Source organism: Streptomyces sp. HUAS CB01 (assembly GCF_030406905.1).
Lineage (GTDB): Bacteria > Actinomycetota > Actinomycetes > Streptomycetales > Streptomycetaceae > Streptomyces > Streptomyces chengbuensis.
Genome location: NZ_CP129137.1, coordinates 3,242,447 through 3,258,793 on the forward strand (window position 1 = coordinate 3,242,447; position 16,347 = coordinate 3,258,793).

General features: G+C 72.7%; 14 protein-coding genes. 4 read left to right on the forward strand and 10 right to left on the reverse strand.

The window, feature by feature from the left end; all coding sequences use genetic code 11:
- Nucleotides 1-7 precede the first annotated feature (7 nt).
- Nucleotides 8-829 (reverse strand): trans-aconitate 2-methyltransferase, encoded by an 822-nt coding sequence (locus QRN89_RS14260; protein WP_290349754.1) that lies wholly within the window; start codon nucleotides 827-829, stop codon nucleotides 8-10.
- Between the two features lie 131 nt (nucleotides 830-960).
- Here QRN89_RS14260 and QRN89_RS14265 point away from each other — a divergent pair, with 131 nt between their 5' ends.
- A complete protein-coding gene (locus QRN89_RS14265) occupies nucleotides 961-1,458 on the forward strand; it encodes a MarR family winged helix-turn-helix transcriptional regulator (RefSeq protein ID WP_290349755.1) in 498 nt (165 codons plus the stop codon).
- Here QRN89_RS14265 and QRN89_RS14270 read toward each other — a convergent pair.
- Nucleotides 1,417-2,196: a LuxR C-terminal-related transcriptional regulator gene (locus QRN89_RS14270; protein WP_290353705.1), complete on the reverse strand. Its 780-nt coding sequence runs from the start codon at nucleotides 2,194-2,196 to the stop codon at nucleotides 1,417-1,419. The two genes, QRN89_RS14265 and QRN89_RS14270, sit on opposite strands and share 42 nt — an antisense overlap.
- A 247-nt stretch (nucleotides 2,197-2,443) precedes the next feature.
- On the opposite strand from QRN89_RS14270, the gene QRN89_RS14275 reads away from it, so the two are divergent.
- Nucleotides 2,444-2,890 (forward strand): GNAT family N-acetyltransferase, encoded by a 447-nt coding sequence (locus QRN89_RS14275; protein WP_290349756.1) that lies wholly within the window; start codon nucleotides 2,444-2,446, stop codon nucleotides 2,888-2,890.
- A 433-nt stretch (nucleotides 2,891-3,323) separates the two neighbouring features.
- On the opposite strand, the gene QRN89_RS14280 is transcribed toward QRN89_RS14275, so the two are convergent.
- The 4 genes from QRN89_RS14280 to QRN89_RS14295 all read right to left on the reverse strand — a co-directional run bounded on the left by QRN89_RS14280 (nucleotide 3,324) and on the right by QRN89_RS14295 (nucleotide 10,140).
- Entirely contained in the window at nucleotides 3,324-4,025 is a 702-nt protein-coding gene (locus QRN89_RS14280) for a helix-turn-helix transcriptional regulator (protein ID WP_290349757.1), read from the reverse strand.
- Nucleotides 4,026-4,232: 207 nt separating this feature from the next.
- Nucleotides 4,233-6,134 (reverse strand): outer membrane protein assembly factor BamB family protein, encoded by a 1,902-nt coding sequence (locus QRN89_RS14285; protein ID WP_290349760.1) that lies wholly within the window; start codon nucleotides 6,132-6,134, stop codon nucleotides 4,233-4,235.
- Nucleotides 6,135-6,213: 79 nt separating this feature from the next.
- Nucleotides 6,214-8,103: an outer membrane protein assembly factor BamB family protein gene (locus QRN89_RS14290; protein WP_290349761.1), complete on the reverse strand. Its 1,890-nt coding sequence runs from the start codon at nucleotides 8,101-8,103 to the stop codon at nucleotides 6,214-6,216.
- 231 nt (nucleotides 8,104-8,334) lie between these two features.
- Nucleotides 8,335-10,140, reverse strand: a complete 1,806-nt coding sequence (locus QRN89_RS14295) for an ABC-F family ATP-binding cassette domain-containing protein (RefSeq protein WP_290349762.1) — start codon at nucleotides 10,138-10,140, stop codon at nucleotides 8,335-8,337.
- Nucleotides 10,141-10,364: 224 nt separating this feature from the next.
- Between QRN89_RS14295 and QRN89_RS14300 the strand changes: the two genes are divergently transcribed.
- Nucleotides 10,365-11,198, forward strand: coding sequence for a helix-turn-helix domain-containing protein (locus QRN89_RS14300; RefSeq protein WP_290349763.1), 834 nt, complete (start codon nucleotides 10,365-10,367; stop codon nucleotides 11,196-11,198).
- The gene (locus QRN89_RS14305; protein WP_290349765.1) at nucleotides 11,195-11,458 is read left to right on the forward strand and encodes a DUF397 domain-containing protein; all 264 of its coding nucleotides are present in this window, start codon (nucleotides 11,195-11,197) and stop codon (nucleotides 11,456-11,458) included. The genes QRN89_RS14300 and QRN89_RS14305 overlap by 4 nt, the downstream gene beginning before the upstream one ends.
- On the opposite strand, the gene QRN89_RS14310 is transcribed toward QRN89_RS14305, so the two are convergent.
- From QRN89_RS14310 to QRN89_RS14325, 4 genes are all read right to left on the reverse strand, one after another.
- Entirely contained in the window at nucleotides 11,408-12,751 is a 1,344-nt protein-coding gene (locus tag QRN89_RS14310; RefSeq protein WP_290349766.1) for an acyltransferase family protein, read from the reverse strand. The two genes, QRN89_RS14305 and QRN89_RS14310, sit on opposite strands and share 51 nt — an antisense overlap.
- A gap of 164 nt (nucleotides 12,752-12,915) precedes the next feature.
- On the reverse strand, nucleotides 12,916-13,809 hold the full coding sequence (locus QRN89_RS14315; RefSeq protein WP_290349769.1) for a 4-(cytidine 5'-diphospho)-2-C-methyl-D-erythritol kinase: 894 nt from the start codon (nucleotides 13,807-13,809) through the stop codon (nucleotides 12,916-12,918).
- A complete protein-coding gene (gene rsmA, locus QRN89_RS14320) occupies nucleotides 13,806-14,681 on the reverse strand; it encodes a 16S rRNA (adenine(1518)-N(6)/adenine(1519)-N(6))-dimethyltransferase RsmA (protein ID WP_290349771.1) in 876 nt (291 codons plus the stop codon). The genes QRN89_RS14315 and rsmA overlap by 4 nt, the downstream gene beginning before the upstream one ends.
- Nucleotides 14,678-16,342: a resuscitation-promoting factor gene (locus QRN89_RS14325; protein WP_290353706.1), complete on the reverse strand. Its 1,665-nt coding sequence runs from the start codon at nucleotides 16,340-16,342 to the stop codon at nucleotides 14,678-14,680. The genes rsmA and QRN89_RS14325 overlap by 4 nt, the downstream gene beginning before the upstream one ends.
- Nucleotides 16,343-16,347: the final 5 nt, after the last annotated feature.

Below are 16,347 nucleotides of genomic sequence, written 5' to 3' on the forward strand. Positions count from 1 at the left end.
ACCGTCCCTACAGCGGTTTGCGAGCCACGGCGAAGATGCGCCGGAACGGGAAGACCGTTCCGTGCGGCCCGGGCGGATAGGCCTTGCGGAGCAGGTCGCGGTACTGCGAGAGGAACTCGTCGGTGGCCTCCTCGTCCCCGTCGAGCGTGGTGAGGACCGGGCGCAGCGCGGTGCCCTTCACCCAGTCCAGGACGGGGTCCTCGCCGGTGAGCAGCTGGAGGTAGGTCGTCTCCCACGCGTCCGCGGCGCAGCCGAGGTCGGCGAGGCGGAGCAGGTAGTCGGCCGGGTCCAGTACGTGGACGAAGCGGCGGCCCTGGTCGGCGAGGCGGTCCCGCCACTGCGGTGTGTCGCAGAGCTCGCCGAGCAGTGCGTGGCTGGGTGAGGTGAAGTTGCCGGGCACCTGGAAGGCGAGGGTGCCGCCGGGCGTGAGGCCGTCGATCCATGTCGCGAAGGACTCGGGGTGGTTGGGCACCCACTGGAGCGCGGCGTTGGAGACGATGAGGTCGTAGGGCTCGTCGGGGGTCCAGTGGGCGGCGTCGGCGGGGCGGAAGTCGATCCAGCCGCCGCCGGCGGTGGTGCCCGCGTACTCCTTCTCCGCGCGGGCGAGCATCTCGGGTGAGAGGTCGAATCCGGTGATCCGTGCGTCCGGCCAGCGGTCGGCGAGGAGCGCGGTGACGTTGCCGGGGCCGCAGCCGAGGTCGGCGATGCGGGGTGGGCGGTGTCCGTGGGGCAGTTCGGGTATGCGGCCGAGCAGATCGAGGAACGGGCGGGTGCGATGGCCTGAGTGACGGAGGTACTGCTGTGGATCCCAGGTTGGAACGGAATGCATGTTCGATCCCCCTTGCTGGAACGTTCGCCGGAACCGGAACAGGGCTCCGGCCCGACCATGCCCAATAGTCCATCCAAATATATCTTGACGTCAAGAGACTTCATGTCGACAGACCCTCTACACTGATCGTCATGGAGGACGAGGTCGACCGACTGGTCGCTGCCTGGCGCCGCGAGCGCCCCGACCTCGACGTGGAGCCGCTCGAGGTGCTCAGCCGCGTCTCCAGGCTCGCGCGCCATCTCGACCGCGCACGCAGAATCGCTTTCGCCGAGCACAATCTGGAGCCGTGGGAGTTCGACGTCCTGACGTCGCTGCGGCGCGCGGGCGCGCCCTACCAGCTCTCCCCCGGCCAGCTGCTCACCCAGACCCTCGTCACCTCGGGCACGATGACCAACCGCATCGACCGGCTCGCCAAGAAGGGCTTGGTCGAGCGGCTGCCCGACCCCAGCGACCGGCGCGGCGTGCTCGTGCGGCTCACCACCGAGGGACGGGACCGCGCCGACCAGGCGCTCGCCGGACTGCTCGCCCAGGAGCGCGCCATCCTGGCCGAGCTGTCCCGTGCGCAGCGCGGTGAACTCGCCGGGCTGCTACGCCAGTTGACCGCCCCGTTCGACAACGTCCCCGGCTGAGGACGCGAGTTCCGCCGGGCCGACACCGGCTCGTCGGGCCAGTGCCACCGCCGCGAGGGTCGAGTGGACGCCGAGCTTGCCCAGCACGTTCTGCATATGCGTGCGCACGGTGTGCGGGGAGAGGAAGAGGCGCTCCGCGACCGCCTTGCGGCCGAGACCGGCCACCATGCAACGCAGCACCTCCCGCTCGCGCGGGGTGAGCGACTCCACGAGCCGCTCGCTCTCGGTGCGGTGCTTGCGGGCCGCGGTGAGCTCCCGCAGCACGCCGGTGAGCAGCGCGGGAGGCAGATGCGTCTCGTCGCGCAGCACGCCCCGGATCACCGTGAGCAGGCGCTGCAGCGAGCAGTCCTTGGCGACCCAGCCCGAGGCGCCGGCCTGCAGCGCGAGCGCGGCCCGGCGCGGGTCGTCCTTCTCGGCGAGCACGACCGTACGGACCGCGGGCCGGGCCGTACGGACCGCGGCGACCAGGGAGATCCCGTCGACGAAGCCGTCGCCGTTGTCGGGGACGGCTCGCGCGACCACGGGGCCGCCCGGTGCCGTCGTGATCCCCAGATCGGCGTCGACCAGCATCACGTCGAATCTGCGTCCCTCGGCCGCCGCGCGCTCGAGGCAGCGCAGCGCGGCCGGGCCACTGCCCGCCGCGGCGACCTCGACGTCCGGCTCGGCGGCGAGTGCCGCGGCGAGGGACTCGGCGAAGATTCGGTGGTCGTCCACGACGAGGACCCGGATACGAACCACAGACACCCCCAGGCTGCGTTTTCCGGCGGAGGTCATGCATCGACGGGTACGGCGCCCGGCAGGTGTGGGTGGGCCGTCGCGGCCGCCGCCGCGATGAACCGATACCCCGCCCCGGGCGTCGTACCCGACTGTCTCGCCCCCTGATCAGCACCGGCCCCCACCGGTGCATGCATCAGAGTACGGCCGGCGGCCGTGAGGGGAAGGGCATTTGCAGAACTGGTTGGACACCGTGTTTAGGGTGAGTCGCATGTTTCGTTTTGAGACAGAAGTCGACAAAGAACGCCTCAGCCTGCTCGGCGAGAGGCTCGAGGCCGCCAACGCCCGGCGCTCCTCGGCGATGCGCGCCCTGGCGGCGAACGCGCACAAGGACGAAGTCCCCCTGCAGGTCTGGGTGGTGGAGGAGGGGACCGGCGAACTGGCCGCGGGCCTGACGGGCCGCACCTGGGCGCGCTGGCTCCATGTCGACCTCCTCTGGGTCGACAGCCGGCACCGCGGCGCGGGCCTGGGCTCCCAGCTCCTCGCCGCGGCCGAGCGCGAGGCCCGCGTCGGCCGCGGGTGTTCCTGGTCCCGTCTGGAGACGTGGGACTTCCAGGCGCCGGGCTTCTACCGGAAGCACGGCTACGAGATCGTCGGCCGGGTGCCCGACTACCCGCCGGGCGTCACCGAGTACCTCCTGGCCAAGCATCTCGGCTGAGCGCGCACCCCGCGCCCACACACCACCGCCCCGCACCCGGCGCCCGCGCACCGCCTCGAACAGGGCTCGACGCATGCCGTGAAAGTACCGCGCACCCGCGCACCCGCCCCGAACGCCCGCGCACCGACCTCGCTCCCGGCGCGCCATCGCGCGTACGCGCCGTCGCCGAACGCGCCGCGGGGCTCAGCCAGCCGCCGTCGTACCGTGCGACGGCCGGGCGGCCAGCGCCTCCGCGTACCTCTCCGAGCACATCACCGCCCCGGGCGTGGTGACCCCGGTCGTCGCGGAGGGCGCGTCCGCACGCCGGTGAAGACGACGAACCGGCGCACGCCGCTGCCGACGGCGGGCAGACGCAGGCCTCGGCCGGCCGGGCCGCAGGGACCCGGCGGCGTCCGAGATCGCGGGGCAGCGGGCAGTGCGGACGCGCCGGTGATCAGTCCGCGTCGAGGTCCGGGCCCGGGAGCGGCGGGTGGCTCGCCGCGTGGTCGAGGAGGCCGGTGCGGGCCGCGAGGGCCGCGGCCTCCAGACGCGAGCCGACGCCGAGTTTCATCAGCACCCGCTGGACGTGCGTCCGGGCCGTGCTCGGTGCTATGCCCATGCCCGCCGCGATGAGCCGGGTGTCCTCGCCCTCCGCCACACGGACGAGCACCTCCACCTCGCGCGGGGTCAGCATGCGCAGCAGCCGCTGCCCCTCGTCGTCGGGCTGCGCCGCCGGGTTGAGGAGGTCGGTGAACGCGCCCTGCAGCAGCTGCGGCGCCACGGCCGCCTCCCCCGCCCGCGCCTTGACCATGGCCCGTTCGACGCCCTCGATCCGCTCGTCGTGCCGCACGTACCCCGACGCGCCGGCTGCGAAGGCCGCCGCTATCCCGCGCGGCGACGGCACGGGTCCGAGCACCACCACGGCCACCTGCGGCCGCTCCCGCTTGATCCGGACGATGGGATCGAACGCTCCCGGCTCCGCCGGTGCCGCCGTCCCGAGCAGGCACACCTCGGGCGCCCTGCTCACCACCAGGTCGGCCGCGCCGGCCGTCGGCGCCGCCGCCGCGAGCACCCGGTGCCCGCGGAGTTTCAGCGCGGACGCCAGCGCCTCGGCCAGCAATCGGTGGTCGTCGACCACCATGAGCCGCACACCCATCGAGCAACCCCCCATACCCCTGGAGTCGGCCCCCCGCCCCCAGCACTACTGACCCGGCAAGCTACACGCTTGTTCGACGTCGCGCTGCCCTACGCATCAGAAATCCCTCGGATCGGCGAAATGCGTGTCGTTCGGGGCAAGTTGACGAACGGCGGAGGTCCCCCGCCCACAGGGGCGGGGGACCTCCGTCACTCGTGCACCGGTGGTTCAGTTCGTGCTCAGGGAGAGCACCAGGTACTCCTGTCGCGAAGCAGTTCCGCTCCGCTTGCTGAGCATGGTCTCGGACATGAACAGCCGTCCGCCGGTGTAGAGGATCTCCGAGTAGTCCCCGCCGAAGCCGGACTCCGCCTCGCGCACGGCCTCGTCGGACGGGATCTCCAGCAGCACCGTCTGCTTGAACGTGCCGCCGTCGATGCTGACGATCTGGCCGCCCTTGTCGTACGGGGGGCGCTTGTACGCGATGACGTTGCCGCCGTCCATGCGCAGCGGCGTGATCGTGTACCGGTCGCCGGCGTCCGCCTTGTCGGCGGTCGGCTTGCCCGTGGTCAGGTCGAAGGACACGATCTCGTTGGTGTCGCCGTACTCCCCGGTGCCCTCGTGCTCCTCGGTGGGCAGGTAGAGGCGGTTGTTGCCGACCGTGACGTGCCGGCAGGTCTCGACCTCGGTGGATCCGCAGCGCGCGGCGAACCGGTCCGCGTCGGCGGAGATCTTGACCTTCAGCTTGCCGGTCTTCTCGTCGACGACGAAGAAGTCCGAGATGCCGCTGCCGTCCCCGGCCGTGTCACCGACGTCGGCGGCGACCACGAGGGGCTTGGTGGACACGATGCTCGCGTACTCCACGCCCGTGGGCATCTTGAACGAGGAGACCGGCGCACCGGTCTGCGCGTTCAGGGACTGGATGACGACGTACTGGCTTCCGTAGGCGCCGCACTTGCGGGCCGCCACGAGGGCGGGGCCGCCGCCGTAGCCCATGTCGTAGCAGTTCTCGGCGTTGACCTGGGGCTTCCAGCGGACCGCGCCGGTGGCGAGGTCGAAGGCGGCGCCGCCGTCGGTGCCGCCGGCGGCGACGGTGCCGCCGCTGAGTGTCACCTCGTTGAAGCGGGCCTTCTCGTCACCGGATCCCGTGGCCGACTTGCTCCACAGCAGCTTGCCGCTGTTGAGGTCGATCGCGCCGATCTCCGTGCACTTCTCGTAGTTCCGCGGCGGCTTGCGCTTGGCGGGCTCGAAGGCGATGGCGGTCTTGTGGTCGGCGGTGGCGTGGCGCGAGGCCGCGCACACCTGGCCGGGGAGCGGAAGGGTCCACTTCACCGTGCCCGTGGCGATGTCGTAGCCCACGACGGAGTTGATGCCGGTCTTGACGTACAGCGAGTCGGTGACCCACGAACCGCTCACGTCGGTGACGTCGGTGACCTTCGGCTGCGGCAGCTGGAAGGCCACCTTGGCCGCCGGGTTGGACGGCGCCTTCTCCTTGCCGCTGCCCCCGGGGGCCTTGTCCTTGCCGCCGTCCGCGCCCTGGCTGGAGCCCTTGGCGTCGCCGCCCTTGTCGTCGTCGCCCTTGGCGGCGGCGAACCAGACGCCCGCGCCGATGATCAGCACCACGGCGACGACCGCGGCGATGATGATCTGGGCCTGGGTGCTCAGCTTCTTGCCGCCGCCCGGACCGCCGGGCTGCTGACCGTACTGCGGCGGCACGGGCTGCCCCGGGTAGCCGTAGCCGTAGGGCTGCTGGCCCATCGGCTGCGTCGGCTGGCCCGGTGCCTGCGGGTAGCCGTAACCTGCGGGCTGGCCGGGCGGGGTCTGGGGGTAGCCGTAACCGGGCTGCTGGCCGGGCGGGGTCTGCGGATAGCCGTAACCGGGCTGCTGGCCGGGCGGGGTCTGCGGATAGCCGTAACCGGGCTGCTGCGGCGGCGGGGTGGGCGCACCGAAGCCGCCCGGAGCGGGCGTCCCCCCGGCGACGCCGGGAGGATCCTGCGGCGCGCCGAAGCCGCCCTGCGAGGGCTGGCCCGGCGGCTGGTTCGGCTGCTGCGGCGGCTGGTTCAGGGGCTGACCCGGCTGCTGCTGCGGCGGCTGCTCGCCAGGCTGGTTCGGGGGCTGGGGTGGTTGCGTCATGCCTGCGTACCTCTGAGGGGATGTGAGAAGGAAACGAGTCGTTCCGGTGGTCCGGTTCGGGGCGTCCGGCCGGACGCGGTCACTTCCCGAAGGCCATCATCGTCTTGGTCTCCTTCTCCTCCTTGTCGTTGCTCGCGCTGACCCGGCCGCTCGCGATGAGGAAACGGCCGTCGTGGTAGGCGAGCTTGGGGCTCCAGAAGGTGCGCTCGATCGAGGACGTCGAGGCGGGGTTCTGCAGCAGCACGGTGGGCTTGCCCCCGGTCGGCGCGAGCGTCGCGACCGCGCCGCCCGAGTCGTACTTCGGCTCCAGGTACAGCAGGACGTTCGAGCCCTCCATACGGAGCGGGATCATCATCTGCTCGGCGGGGGCGTCCGCACGCCACTTGCGCTTGCCGGTGTTGAGGTCGAACGCCACGACGGCGTTCGTGCGCGCCGTGCCGCCCTCCTTGGGCTCCGTCGCCATGTAGAAGGTGTTGGCGTCGGCGGCCACGCCGACGCAGCCCTCGAGGATCTCACCGAAGACGACGAAGCCGCCGCCGCAGCGCGGCTGGTAGCGGTCCGTGCCGCCGTCGATCTGCGAGCGCAGCGTCCCGTTGGCGGTGAGCGCGACGACGCTCCACTTCTTCTGATCGGGCTGCGACATCGAGACGACCAGGGGGCTGACCGAATAGACCTTGTCGACCTGCCAGTTGACCGGCAGCTTGTACGTCCACCTGGCCTTGCCGGTGGTCGGGTCCAGCTCCTGGAGCTGCTCCTGGGTCTTGTCGTAGTCGCCGGTGCGGCAGGTCTCCGCGGCGATCAGCTTCGGGCCGCCGGCGAACGCCTGCGGCTGGCAGTTCCCCGGCAGCTTGCCGAAGAGCGGTGCGCCGTCGCTGATCCGGAACGCCTCGCCGTTGCCCGTGCGGGCGGCGGTCACGGTGTTGCCGCTGATCGCCAGGGTGAGGCTGGACAGCAGGTCGAAGGCACCCTTCTTGGTGATCGTCTTCTTCCAGCCGGCCTTGCCGGTCTTGAGGTCGACGAGCTGCAGCTGGGTGCAGTTGGCCTTGTCGCTCGTCCCGTCCTTGTAGGCGATGACGAGCTTGCCGTCGTCGGTGCCGCGGACCGGGGCAGCGCACAGCTCGGCGGGCAGCGGCAGGCTCCACTTCTTGCTGCCGTCGTCGGCAGAGTAGCCCGCGACCTCCTTGTACATGCCCCTGACGACGATGTCGCCGGCGAACCACGGGCCGTACACCTCGGCGCCGTTGCGCGGCAGGTCGACGTCGTTCTTCGCCAGCCAGAGCACCTTGGACTCGCCGTCCTTGCGGCCGGCGTTGAGGTCGTCCACCTCCTCGCGCCCGGTGCCGCTCCCGTCGCCCTGGTCCACCGACTCGGAGCCGGTCGGCTGCGGGCCGCTGGTCTGCTTGGCGTCGGGCCTGGGGTCGTCCTCGCTGCCGCTGAGCGCGAACCAGGTGCCGCCGCCGATGACGAGGAGCGCCGCCACGGCCGCGCCGATGATCGCGGCGGGCTTGCCCTTGAAGAAGTTGCCGCTGCCGCCGCCCGGCGGGGGCGGGACGGGCGCGCCCGGGTACTGCGGCTGGGTGGGATGGGCACCGTACGGGCCGGGCTGCTGTCCGTAGGGGCCCGGTTGGCCGTACGGACCGGGCTGGCCGTAGGGACCGGGCTGCTGGCCGTACGGACCGGGCTGGCCGTACGGACCGGGCTGACCGTAGGGGCCGGGCTGACCGGGAGCCTGCTGCGGGTAGCCGTACCCGGGGTGCGGAGCCGTCTGCGGGTAGCCGTACCCGGGCTGCGCGTCCTGCGGCGGGCCGGCGGGCTGCGCCGGAGGGGTCTGCGGCGGCACCGGCGGTGCCTGCGGTGGCGTGGGCGGTGTCTGCGGCGGCTGCGCGGGCTGCTGGGGAGTGCCCTGCTGAGGGTCCTGCGGAGACCCGGAGCCTCCCTGCGGCGGTTGCTGGCTGGGCGGCTGAGTCATCAGCTCTTCCCCCTTCGTGCGGCCCGCTGCCCGACCGGCCTCCCCCGCGTTTTCCTCGGGCATGCGCCTTTGGAATGGAGCGAATCGGACATGGATTCCGCAACGTCACTTCAGTCGAGCGGGGCTTCTTTCTATCACCCGGGGCATGTCAAGAGGCGGGCCGGTCCGCCCCTGTACCCAAGGGAGAACCGGCCCGTGATGCCGTTGTTACGCGACCGGCGCGCGCCGCCGCTACGCGTCCTCGGCGAGTTCGAGCCAGCGCATTTCCAACTCCTCGCGCTCACCCGAGAGTTCGCGGAGCCGCGCGTCGAGTTCCGCCACTTTCTCGAAATCGGTGGCGTTTTCGGCGATTTGCGAGTGCAGCGTGGATTCCTTTTCGGAGATCTTGTCCAGCTGTCGCTCGATTTTCTGCAGTTCCTTCTTCGCGGCCCGCTGGTCCGCCGCGGACTTCTCCGCTCCGGCGGCCTTCGCGGGCGCGGGCGGCACGGGCGCCGCGGCCTGCACGACCTTCGCGCGGCGCTCCAGGTACTCGTCGATGCCGCGCGGGAGCATCCGCAGCGTCGCGTCGCCGAGGAGCGCGAGCACGCGGTCGGTCGTGCGCTCGACGAAGAAGCGGTCGTGGGAGATCACGACCATCGAGCCCGGCCAGCCGTCGAGGAGGTCCTCCAGCTGCGTGAGCGTCTCGATGTCGAGGTCGTTGGTGGGCTCGTCGAGGAAGAGGACGTTCGGCTCGTCCATCAGCAGCCGCAGCAGCTGGAGCCGGCGCCGCTCACCGCCGGACAGGTCGCCGACCGGGGTCCACTGCTTCTCCTTCGCGAAGCCGAACTGCTCGCACAGCTGCCCCGCGGTCATCTCCCGGCCCTTGCCGAGGTCGACACGGTCGCGGATCTGCTGGACGGCCTCCAGCACCCGGAGTTCGGGGTCGAGTTCGGTGACGTCCTGCGAGAGGTAGGCGAGCCGCACGGTCTTGCCGGTGACGATCCGCCCGGCGGCGGGCTGCCGTTCGCCGTCGCTGACCGCGGCGTCGGCCATGGCGCGCAGCAGGGAGGTCTTGCCGGCGCCGTTCACGCCGACCAGGCCGATCCGGTCGCCGGGGCCGAGCTGCCACGTCAGATGCTTGAGGAGGACCTTCGGCCCGGCCTGGACGGTGACGTCCTCGAGGTCGAAGACGGTCTTGCCGAGCCGGGTGGTGGCGAACTTCATCAGCTCGGAGGTGTCGCGCGGCGGCGGCACGTCCTTGATCAGCTCGTTGGCGGCCTCGACGCGGAAGCGCGGCTTCGACGTACGGGCCGGTGCGCCGCGGCGCAGCCAGGCGAGCTCCTTGCGGACGAGGTTCTGCCGCTTGGTCTCCTCGGTCGCGGCGATGCGCTCGCGCTCGGCGCGTGCGAAGACGTAGTCGGAGTAGCCGCCCTCGTACTCGTACACCGTCCCGCGCTGGACGTCCCACATGCGGGTGCAGACCTGGTCGAGGAACCAGCGGTCGTGGGTGACGCAGACGAGGGCCGAACGGCGCGCCCGGAGGTGCTGGGCGAGCCAGGCGATGCCCTCGACGTCCAGGTGGTTCGTGGGCTCGTCGAGGACGATCAGGTCCTGCTCGGCGATCAGCAGCTTGGCGAGCGCGATCCGGCGCCGCTCACCGCCGGACAGCGGGGCGATGACGGTGTCCAGGCCCTGCGGGAAGCCGGGCAGGTCGAGCCCCCCGAAGAGACCGGTGAGCACATCGCGGATCTTGGCGTTGCCGGCCCACTCGTGGTCGGCGAGATCACCGATGACCTCGTGGCGGATCGTGGCGGCGGGGTCGAGCGAGTCGTGCTGGGTGAGCACCCCGATGTGCAGCCCGCCGCTGTGGGTGACCCGGCCGGTGTCGGGCTCCTCCAGCCCGGCGAGCATGCGGATCAGCGTGGTCTTGCCGTCTCCGTTGCGCCCGACGACTCCGATGCGGTCCCCCTCGGAGACGCCGAGCGACACTCCGTCGAGCAGGGCACGGGTGCCGTACACCTTGCTGACTGCCTCGACATTGACCAGATTGACGGCCATTTCTCTCCTGACAGGGGGATCGATCGACCTACCAGGGTAGTCGGGGCGCACCGTCCGCAGTCCGCGCGTACGGTGCGCGACCGTACACCCACGGAGAGTGGACAGTACGCGACCGGGTCGCGACGCTGGGTGGGTCGCCCCAGTTGACCGTGTGAGCTCTGGACGGCCGTGGGTGGCCGTCGGCCTGGAGCCTGGGGCCTGAGGGCGGGGAAACGCACCTGGAGGTGGCGGATTTGGCCGGGGTGGACGACGAGCCGGTGTCGTCGGACAGTCTGAGGACGTTCGGGGCGTTCGTGCAGGGGCTGCGGGAGCACGCGGGGCTGTCGCGGGAGGCGTTCGCACCGATGGTGCGCTTCTCCCGGCACACGGTGGCCTCGATCGAGCTGGGCCGCCGGATGCCGGACACGCAGTTCGTCGAACTGGCGGAGGCGGCGCTGGGGAACACGGGCGCGCTGCGGCGGGCGTTCGGGCATCTGACGCGGCAGCCGGGGCTGGCGTCGTGGTTCAGGGAGTGGGCGCGGCGGGAGAGGACGGCGGTGAGCCTGTGTACGTACGAGTGCAGGATGGTGCCGGGGCTGCTGCAGTCGGAGGGGTACTTACGTGCCCTGTACGAGAACGAGGTGCCACCCCTGTCGGACGAGCAGGTGGAGAGCCAGATCGCCGCGCGGCTGGAACGTCAACGGCTCTTGCCTGAACGGCCCAACGTGCCCTTCAGCTTCATCGTCACGGAGGCGGTCTTCCGGCAGCGGCTCGGTGGTGCGGAAGTGACACGGCAGATGCTCGACCACGTGCTGACGAGCACCGCGCGGCGGAACGTGACGCTCCAAATCATGCCGACGGCCTCTGAGTTCCACGCCTGTCTCGCGGGGATGTTGCAGCTGCTCGAAGGACCGGACGGGAAGCGGTACGCCTACTCCGAGGGGCAGCGGAACGGCAGGCTGATCGGCGACCCGAAAGAGGTGGTCGCGCTCCAACAGGCGTATGACACACTGCGCTCGCAGGCCCTCACCCCCAGCGAGTCGCGGGGTCTGCTGGAGCGAATCCGAGGAGCCCTATGAGCACCGCCGAACTCGCCTGGTTCAAGTCGAGCTACAGCAGCGCCCAGGGCGACAGCTGCGTCGAAGTCGCCCTGTCCTGGCACAAGTCCAGCTACAGCAGCGCCCAGGGCGACAACTGCGTCGAGGTCGCCGCCTGCCCCGGCACCGTCCACGTCCGTGACTCCAAGGTCCCCGACGGCCCCCGGCTCGACGTCCCCGCCGAGGTCTGGTCAGCCTTCGTCTCGGCCTACGGCAACGTCTCGGCGTACGGCAACGCCTGACCGTTCCACCAGCCACCAGCCCGCCAGCGCCATCGCGACCCCGGCCGGGGCGCTGACCGGGACCGCGATCAGGGTCGCCGTGCGGCCGTCCAGCAGACCGGCGAAGCCGACCATGGACAGGCCGAGCACGCCGAACAGGCACAGGGTGATGCCGAGCGCGGCGAGCGGGCCCGAGCCGGGGCGGACCGGAGCGGGTGAGGGCTGTTCGAAGCCGCGGAACGCGGCGACCAGGACGGCCGTCAGGAGCGCCGCGGCGGCGATCCTCAGCGGGGTCTGCGCCCACCAGGCGGCCGAGGCCGGTTCCGGCAGGGTGACTCCGGTGGCGAGGAGCGCGCCGTAGACCCCGAGCATCGCGGTCAGATGCCACAGGAACGCGGTCATGGCGACGCCGTTCGCCGCGACGACGGTGCGCCAGACCCGGGGACGCGCCACCAGCCGGGCGCCGGGCCCGCGCAGCAGCTCCACCGCGCCGACCAGCCACAGCCCGTGGCAGAGCAGCGCCAGTGTGGGCGGGGCCATGTTGGAGACCTTCTCCCCCGGCATGCCGACCATGGACAGCGGGTACGGCCCGGCCGCCACGAGCAGCGCGGCCCCGGCCAGCCCCGTCGCCGCCAGCGCCGACGGCAGCCGGAGGCGCCCGTCGGCCCGCAGGAAGCCGAGCTGGTGCACGGCCAGCCAGACGAAGGCGAAGTTCAGGAACTCCACGAACGGGACCCCCAGCACGAACCGGAGCACGTCCACGAGGACCGCGCCGGCGACGAGCGCCCCGAACGCGCCCCAGCCGTACCGCTCGTGCAGCCTGAGCAGCGGCTGGGTGAAGGCGACCATCGCCAGATAGATCCCGATGAACCACAGCGGCTGGGTGACGAGTCGCAGGGAGACACCGGTCAGTCCGCCGCCACCGCCGAGCAGTTGCACGAGCAGCGCCGCCGCGCCCCAGACGAGGGCGAAGACCATCGTGGGCCGCAGCAGCCGGCGCAGCCGCGCCCGCACGAACGCCGCGTAGAGCGAGACGCCGTCGTCCGCGGGGTGCCTGCGGCGCAGGGAGCGGTAGGAGAGCGCGTGCGAGAAGCCGCCGACGAAGAAGAACACCGGCATGATCTGCAGTGCCCAGGTGAGGAGTTGCAGCTCCGGCACGACGGCGAGCAGGTTGCCGACGCCGTCGGCGGTGACGGCGGCCATCAGCCAGTGCCCGAGCACGACGGTCCCGAGGGAGACGACCCTCAGCAGGTCGACGTAACGGTCCCGGGTGTCCGGTGTCGCCTCGGCGAGCGTTCGTACGCGTGATCCCATGCGCCCACGGTCCCGTCCGGGGGTGCGTGGCGGTCAGCGCGTTCGTACTCAACTCCCGCCTGAGTACGTGCGAGGCGCCCCCGAACCCGCCGCGCTCGGCTCGGCTCGGCTCGGCTCGGCTCGGCTCGGCTCGGCTCGGCTCGGCTCGGCTCGGCTCGGCTCGGCTACAGGATCGTGGCGCCCCGCGCCGGGGCCTCGGCGACGCGGGCCGTGCGGCAGGTGCCCGAGGCGATCAGGGCCTGGGAGATCTGCGCCGCCGAGTCCGCGTCCTTGGCGAGGAACGCGGTCGTCGGTCCGGAGCCCGAGACGAGCGCGGCCAGCGCACCCGCGTCGGTGCCGGTGCGCAGCGTGTCCGCCAGCGACGGGCGCAGCGAGAGGGCCGCGGGCTGGAGGTCGTTGACGAGCGCGTCGGCCAGCGCGCCCGCGTCGCCGGTGCGCAGGGCGTCCAGCAGCAGCGGGGACGCCACCGGGACGGGGACGTCGGCGCCCTCGTTGAGCCGGTCGAACTCCCGGTAGACCGCCGGGGTGGACAGCCCTCCGTCGGCGACGGCGAAGACCCAGTGGAACGCCCCGCCGACGGGCAGCTCCGTGAGGCGCTCGCCCCGGCCCGTGCCGAGGGCGGCGCCCCCGACCAGGCTGAACGGCACGTCACTGCCGAGCTCCGCGCAGACGCCGAGCAGTTCCTCCCGCGACGCCCCGGTGGACCACAGCGCGTCGCAGGCGAGGAGCGCGCCCGCGCCGTCGGCGCTTCCGCCCGCCATGCCGCCCGCGACGGGGATGTCCTTGTCGATGTGGATGTGCACGGCGGGGTCGATGCCGTACCGCGCGGCGAGCAGTTCGGCCGCCCGCGCGGCGAGGTTCGTCCGGTCCAGCGGCACCTGGTCGGCACCGGGGCCCGTGCAGGTGACGGTCAGCGACTCGGCGGGGGTGACGGTGACCTCGTCGTACAGCCCGACGGCCAGGAACACATTGGCCAGGTCGTGGTACCCGTCCTCCCGGACCCCGCCGACGGCCAGCTGGACATTGACCTTGGCAGGCACCCGTACGGTGACGCTCACGTGGTTTCCCCGGCTCCCTTGTGCTCCGCGATACGCGCGAATTCTTCCACCGTCAGCGACTCGCCCCGCGCCTGCGGCGAGATCCCGGCCGCGACCAGTGCCGCCTCCGCGGCCGCCGGGGAGCCCGCCCAGCCGGCGAGCGCGGCCCGCAGCGTCTTGCGGCGCTGTGCGAAGGCCGCGTCGACGACCGCGAAGACCTCGGTCCTGCTCGCCGTCGTCTTCGGCGGCTCGGTGCGCCGGACCAGGGAGACGAGCCCGGAGTCGACGTTCGGCGCGGGCCAGAAGACGTTCCGTCCGATCGCCCCGGCCCGCTTGACCTGGGCGTACCAGTTCGCCTTGACCGACGGCACGCCGTAGACCTTGTTGCCGGGCCGGGCCGCGAGCCGGTCGGCGACCTCGGACTGCACCATGACCAGCGTCCGCTCGATGGTCGGGAAGCGCTCCAGCATGTGCAGCAGGACCGGCACGGCCACGTTGTACGGGAGGTTCGCGACGAGCGCGGTGGGCGCCGGGCCCGGCAGTTCCCGCACCTGCATCGCGTCGGAGTGGACCAGCGCGAAGCGGTCCTTCCGCTCCGGCATGCGTGCCGCGATCGTGGTGGGAAGGGCGGCGGCGAGCACCTCGTCGATCTCGACGGCGGTCACCCGGTCCGCGGCCTCCAGCAGCGCGAGGGTGAGCGAGCCGAGCCCGGGACCGACCTCCACGACCACGTCGTCGGGCCGCACCTCGGCGGTGCGGACGATACGGCGGACGGTGTTGGCGTCGATGACGAAGTTCTGGCCGCGCTGCTTGGTGGGGCGTACGCCAAGCGCCGCGGCCAGTTCTCGGATGTCGGCGGGGCCGAGGAGGGCATCGGGATCGGTGGTGCTCACCGGTACAGCCTACGGCCGCAGTGCGGCCACGGACTCGCCCCCCGTTGCACGTAGAGCTTCTTCGCCCGGTACGTCTGTTCCTCGGGTGAGGCGTCCTGGGGTCTGCCGCGACCGCCGAGCGACTGCCAGGTGCGGGTGTCGAACTGGTAGAGCCCGCCGTAGGTGCCCGACGGGTCCACCGCGTCCGGCCGGCCGCCGGACTCGCACTGCGCGAGCGCCTCCCAGTTGAGCCCTTCGGCGCCCCGGACCGAGTCCGGCGGCCGCTTGGTGCCGGTTTTCACCTGCTGGGCGACCGGCTCCCGGACGACCGCCTCGGAGACCTTCCGGGGCTTCTGCCGGACGCCGTTCACCGTCCGGACCGAGTAGGTGACCCGTCGCGCGCCCGCGCGGCCCGCCCGCGCGACGACCTCGGTCCCCCTGTGCAGCCCGGGGTCGTCGGTCCGGACGGTGTCGTACGGAATGGGCTCGTCCCGGACCTCCTCGGTGTCGCTGATGCGCATGACGGTGATCGTCTGGCCGTCGCGCGGGAAGCTGTCCGGAGGCACGGAGGTGGTGTCCAGGTCGCCGAGGGTGATGCCGGCCGCCTCGACGGCCTCCCGGGCGGTCGCCGCGTTCGTGCGGATGGTGCGGGCCCGGCCGTCCGCCAGGAGCGTGACGGTCCGCTCGGTCAGCACGTCGACGTCGAGGCCAGTGCGCGAGATGGACCGGGAGCGCGAGACGGACATGGACGCGCCGTTCGCCCGCACCCCGACCTGGCGCAGCGCCTCCTCGACCGTGCGGGCGGTCGTCCACACCTGGCGGCTGCGGCCGTCGATGGTGAGGGTGACGGGGCGGCCGAAGCGGACGACGACCTCGTCGCCGTGGGCGAGGTCCGTGCCGGGTGCCGGGGCGACGAGATCGTGCTCGCCGACCGTCAGCCCCTCCTCGGCGAGAAGCTCGTCCACGTCGTCGGCGAACGTGTGCAGGGTGCGGGGCACCCCGTCGACGCTGAGGCGGACGGCCTTGTCCGCGGCGACGAAGGCGGTGGTGCCGCCCGCGAGGAAGGCGACGACGAGGGCCTGCGGGATGAGGCGGCGCAGCCCGTCGGGGCCGCCGAGCGGGAACGCTCCGCTCTTCCGGCGCCGGGCGGCGCGGCGGGCCTCGGCCCGGCCGGCGGCGCGGCCGCCGGTGGGGGTGGGGGCGGCTGCCGCCCCGGTGGCGGTGGGCGCGGGCGCGGGGGCGGCGCGGCGGGCCTCGGCCCGGGTGGCGAATGCGGGGTCCTCCGCCCCGGGGCCGACCGGTGTGCGAGCCGGCCGGGCTCGGGCGGAGGCGGCGGCCCAGCGGGGTTCGGCGCCGGAGGTGCCCGAGGTGCCCGAGGTGCCGTTTGCGGGTCCGGCGCGGCGGGCCTCGGCCCGGCCGGCGGCGGGGTTGGCGGCCGGTGCCGCGGTCCCGCGGGCGGGGACGCCCTCGGACCCCGGGGGTCGCCCCGGTGCGCCGGGGGCCGGAGGCCGCCCGGCCGGGCCGTTGCCGTCGGGGCCCCGGTGGGCGCCGCCGGGCGGGCCCTCGGGTGCACCGGGCCGGAACGCCGTGACCGTCGGCGCGTACGGCGACACTGCGGCGGCCCGGCCGTGCGGCGGCACCCTGACGGGCGCAGGCGGCACGGGCGGCGGCGGGGGCTCCATGAGCC